We start from the raw sequence: 4,258 nt of genomic DNA on the forward strand, positions 1-4,258 counted from the left end.
ACTAGACCTGGATACAGTAGAAGATTTAATTTGGCTGATAATCGGGACTTTGGGACTAGTTGATGGGACAGATCCAGATGGTGGTTGGGATCTCCCCTGATGCCCTAGGTTGTCGGGAAACTGGCGAGAATTAGTCCTAGTTGCCATTGACCTTTGCACCCCTTCTCCCCTCCCTGAAGGGGCAACATTAGAAGGGGCAACATTAATCGGCTCCAGATAGGTATTACTGACATCAGCCGATTCTACTCTAGGGCGACTAAAACGCTCCAGATTTAACTTGGGTTGTAAACCACTCGCACCATAACGGGAGTTAATTTGTTCTGGTAGGGTTAATCGTTGGGTCAGCCTAGCCGTAGTTGCTTGGGTAGATTGGTAATGGCGGTGCAGTTGGCGGGTATTAATTACGCCACCAGACTTTTCTTGTCGCCGTTGCAGACGACTTAGTAAAGGGGAATTTTCTGGACTTCCCGATTCCTGGAAATTATTGGCTGGTGAAGCTGAATTATCCATCTTATTTAGACTTATTTAGAAAGGGAAAAAATCCCCAATTACCCACTACTGAACTAAGTACCTGGACATAAATAAACGAAACTGTGTTAACTTTTGTAAAGCTACTCAAAGTATCTCTGTTCCCTGTTCCCTGTTCCCTGTTCCCTTTACGAACTATTCAAACGCTGATTGATTTTGGCGACTTCAGTAACCCATTTTCGGCGTTCCCGGTGTTCCATGGTCATGATTGATTCATAATGCCAGTGGAAGTGATAGGCCAGATAGGCTACCTCCTCATGGATTTGGGTAAGGGGGTAGCCTAGGATTCCCCCGATAAATCGAGTTCGACAGCAAAATTTTGCTCACAGTGGGGGCAGCTAATTTGAAGCGATCGCATTCCATTGCCATTGATCCGATTGTACAGATCCTGCAAATACGCTAAATCAGAGGCAAATAAACTTTCGATAATCTTAGGATTAACTACCTCCACCGAACCAAGACGAGTGACAACACGGGAGAGCAACAGGACAATCAGATAGGCTGGGTTGTTTTGCACACGAGGATCTTTGAGGGGCAGAATTTCATCCGCCGCTGTCGCCATCCGCATGACTCCTTCCTGATGCAAATTCCCTTCTTTATCTATATACCCTGCTGGTAAGATAAATTCGTATTCCGTCTGTAGCATTTTGGTTCTTGGTTATGGCTGATTGCTAACTGATGACTGTTAACTGATTACTGTTAACTGACATTAACTCTCTGCAAACGTTCACAGGTGATTGTTAGGGAATCAATCCCAACATCGCTACCCTTAGCATCTAAGCTGGGTGCTTCATACTTACTCGCCCAAGCATTAAAGAAATCCCAGCGCACTTTTTCTTCCCCATCATCATTGAGCAGGATAATCGAGCCATTTTTGCGCTCAATTGTCCCATTCACTGCTTGTAAATGCCAATCGTAAAGTTCCTTGGAGTCAGTAATACCATACTTGAGGGCAATATCAGGGTAACTAGCTTTGCCCCGCAACTTACGTACTGTGGCATCATCTCCCCCTTCACGGTATTCGACAACTTCTACTTCTGAACCAAAACCACTACACTCAGAAAATCCTGCTTGAACAATTCCATCTAGTTCTACCAGAAAGCGATAGTTTTTATACGGATCTACTCTGGGCATAACTCACATCTCCTTGTTGTTTGGTAATAAGTCAGGTAATGGGTAATTCAAGAAATATCTATTCTTATCTATTCTCCAGCCATCTGTTGAATGCGGAAGATGACAAACTCCGCTGGTTTAACAATAGCGACACCAATTAGAGCAACAACTTGTCCTGCTTCCCGTACTTCTTTGGGATTGGTTTCCGCGTCACACTTAACAAAGAAAGCTTGCTCCGGAGTTGCTCCAAACAAGGCTCCATCCCGCCACTGATTCAACAGAAAGTCACCGACTGTACGCTTAATACGCTGCCAAAGTGCGAGGTTATTAGGCTCAAACACCGCAAATTGAGTACCCTCATCAATGGACTCTCGCAGGAAATTAAAATAACGACGGGTGCTAATGTACTTATATTCTCCGTTGTCATCCCCTCCCAGGGTGCGCGCTCCCCAAACTTTGATATTGCCTTTAAAAGAGCGAATGATATTAATTCCTAGAGGATTTAAACCGTCTTGCTCTGCTTTAGTGAGGTTGTATTCCAAATCTAGAGCGCCTCGAATCACTTCATTAGCTGGCGCTTTAAACACACCCCTTTCTCCATCGACTCGTGCGTAAACCCCAGCCATGTGTCCACTGGGAGGCAGGATTATACTGCCAGTGCTTGATGGGTCTAGAATTTGTTGGGCAGGGTCAAAAACTGTAATCCAGGGGAAGTAAAGAGCCGCGTAGTTACTATCTCTGGTACTACCTTTAATGCTGTCTCGGTCAAAAGTGGTAGGATTTTGTTGCCCATCAAGAATGGCAAACCTGTCTTGGAGGTTTTCACAGTGGTCTATGACAGCTTGTTGTTCTGCTTGGCTGGTAATGCCAGGAATAGCCACCATGGTGATTTCGTCAATAGCAGCAAAACTATTGAGAGCAGCAGCTAACTCGGTATTAGCACTAATCCGGATCACATAGCACCTGGTGCCACCGTTATTGAAGAAACCGTAAACTGCTTGAGCAAAACGACTCCAGGCGTTGAGTTGATTGGCATCAAAACTAGCTTCATCTACCTCTGTGAGATCCTCAAGAGTCTTGTCCCCAAGTAAGTCAGCAAAGGTAGTGACGAACTGACTCCAATTAGTTACCAAATTAGGGGTTCCGGCTTCCGGAAGAGTTTTTTCTTCCACTTTGAGGGTAACAGTAGTCGTGTCATCACTAGTAGTTTCGACACGCTCGGCAGGGAGTTGGATACTTTGGGGTACGATACCGATAAATCCGGCTACACTGGTAGCGACTCCAGCAATAGGTCGAGATGAGGGTGGAACTTCTTCAACATATACGCCTGGCGAAAGATACTGTGGCATAATCTTTAACTCCTTGATTAAACAGAATTTACTGTTGTATAGGAAAGGGAATAGGGAACAGGGAGTAGGGAGTAGGGAGTAGGGAGTAGGGAGTAGGGAATATGGCATCAAAAATTCTCACAATTCCTACACCGATCCCTATAGTTGTACGTTGTAATTACTTGCTGCGGATTCTACTGGGATAGTGATATTAACCTCCTGTACTAGATCTTCTAACTGCACCCGTAAGGTATAAGCACCAGCAGGAATTGCCCCGATGGTGTAGTTTCCATCTCTATCAGTGGCTGCGCTCAGATTACGCTCAACCAAAATAACCGTTGCGCCTACAACAGGTTTATTGTCAGCATCCGTAACTCGCCCACCAATCCGGAAAAATCGTTGTGCGGTGCTTGGCACAAGTTGTGGTGAGGATGGTGAAATCCGCTGACCTAATTGCCAATCTTGAGTAATGACAATGGGGGTTGGGTCTGGCTCAAATAGTTCCTTGATCGCAATGGTTACTTTAACTGTGATGGAAGGACGTAATTGATTCCCCAATGCAGTCCAAAACTCAGCAGTGCTTTGTACGCCATCTACTTGAGCAGTTACCATTGGTAAGGCTGGTTCTTGCCCAGCAAGTCGGGTATTTTCTAAAAAAGGTATTTCTGGAATAGTTGGATAAGCTGAGAATACTTGCAGCACTTGGCTGAGTAATCGGTGTTCTTGCAGGGGTAATTCTTCGCCACCAATGGGCCAAGCTGTGACTAAATAAGAACAGGCTATGCGCTTTGGAGGATTATGAATAATTGCCTTTCCATCGCGCCTCTCGATCGTTGGTTCATTATTACGTAATTCCAGGTGTTCCCGAATATCGTACAGAAATAAATTCACCGTCGTCTGTCCAGGACTAAACGTTTCTGAGGGACGCTCAAAGGAAATTTGAGCCTCCGCTAATTCTGGAAACCTCGACGATAGGCTGGTCTGTTCCAAAATTCTTCTCAACACTTGACTCAGATCGCTAATCATCCTAACTGACCGGGTTGGATTTACTGAGCAGCCACGTACCAGACTCTGAAAGCCTAGGGCGTGTTTGTCAACGTAATTATTATTAATTTTTCAGAGATTCTGTACAAGTCACGTTTTCTAGCTAGTCAAGTTTGACTAACTCATTTGAACTAATCGATTTGGACTAGCAAAATTTTGTGACTTGTTTGTGAAATCCAAAATTGATAAATTAACGCTATTCCTCTGCAGATAGGGAGATGGCTAGATGGGTAGATGGGCAAATA

General features: G+C 44.7%; 6 protein-coding genes. All 6 read right to left on the reverse strand.

Annotation, left to right across the window (positions count from 1 at the left end; translation table 11 throughout):
- Positions 1-510 (reverse strand): hypothetical protein (locus F6K38_RS36000; protein ID WP_287359837.1); only part of this gene is annotated, 510 nt, incomplete at its 3' end.
- Between the two features lie 146 nt (positions 511-656).
- Positions 657-824 (reverse strand): DUF6760 family protein, encoded by a 168-nt coding sequence (locus F6K38_RS43725; RefSeq protein WP_353736756.1) that lies wholly within the window; start codon positions 822-824, stop codon positions 657-659.
- The gene (locus F6K38_RS36005; RefSeq protein WP_008178157.1) at positions 809-1,174 is read right to left on the reverse strand and encodes a hypothetical protein; all 366 of its coding nucleotides are present in this window, start codon (positions 1,172-1,174) and stop codon (positions 809-811) included. Before F6K38_RS36005 ends, F6K38_RS43725 begins: the two co-directional genes overlap by 16 nt.
- A gap of 53 nt (positions 1,175-1,227) precedes the next feature.
- Positions 1,228-1,662, reverse strand: a complete 435-nt coding sequence (locus tag F6K38_RS36010; protein WP_008178159.1) for a phage tail protein — start codon at positions 1,660-1,662, stop codon at positions 1,228-1,230.
- A gap of 68 nt (positions 1,663-1,730) precedes the next feature.
- The gene (locus F6K38_RS36015) at positions 1,731-2,990 is read right to left on the reverse strand and encodes a phage tail sheath family protein (protein ID WP_008178161.1); all 1,260 of its coding nucleotides are present in this window, start codon (positions 2,988-2,990) and stop codon (positions 1,731-1,733) included.
- A 138-nt stretch (positions 2,991-3,128) separates the two neighbouring features.
- Positions 3,129-3,995, reverse strand: a complete 867-nt coding sequence (locus F6K38_RS36020; RefSeq protein ID WP_008178163.1) for a Pvc16 family protein — start codon at positions 3,993-3,995, stop codon at positions 3,129-3,131.
- Positions 3,996-4,258 lie beyond the last annotated feature (263 nt).

Origin of the sequence: Moorena sp. SIO3B2 (assembly GCF_010692525.1) — a bacterium.
In the GTDB taxonomy this organism is placed as follows: domain Bacteria; phylum Cyanobacteriota; class Cyanobacteriia; order Cyanobacteriales; family Coleofasciculaceae; genus Moorena; species Moorena producens.